This is a genomic window from uncultured Aquimarina sp., from assembly GCF_947500065.1.
Classification (GTDB): domain Bacteria; phylum Bacteroidota; class Bacteroidia; order Flavobacteriales; family Flavobacteriaceae; genus Aquimarina.
On sequence record NZ_CANMQT010000043.1, the window covers coordinates 1 to 535 of the forward strand.

Annotated in this window: 1 protein-coding gene; it reads left to right on the top strand. The window is 49.2% G+C overall.

Annotation, left to right across the window (positions count from 1 at the left end; genetic code table 11):
- Window positions 1-535: hypothetical protein (locus tag Q0975_RS28360; RefSeq protein ID WP_299444372.1), on the top strand; the 535-nt coding region annotated here is incomplete at both ends.

The window sequence follows — 535 nt, forward strand, 5'->3', positions numbered from 1 at the left end:
CAAGGGGTAACTGGAGCACAGGGAATACAAGGAATCACTGGAGCGCAGGGAATACAAGGAATCACTGGAGCGCAAGGAGTAACTGGAGCACAGGGAATACAAGGAATCACTGGTGCACAAGGAGTAACTGGAGCACAGGGAATTCAAGGAATTACTGGAGCGCAAGGTGTAACTGGAGCGCAGGGAATTCAAGGAATCACTGGAGCTCAAGGTGTAACTGGAACTCAGGGAATACAAGGAATCACTGGAGCACAAGGAATACAAGGAATCACTGGAACACAGGGAATACAAGGAATCACAGGTGCACAAGGTGCACAAGGTGTAACTGGAGCTCAGGGAATACAAGGAATCACTGGAGCACAAGGAGTAACCGGAGCTCAGGGAATTCAAGGAATCACTGGAGCACAGGGAATACAAGGAATCACTGGTGCGCAAGGAATACAAGGTGTAACTGGAGCACAAGGAATCACTGGAGCACAAGGAATACAAGGTGTAACCGGAGCACAAGGAATCCAAGGAATCACTGGAGCACAAG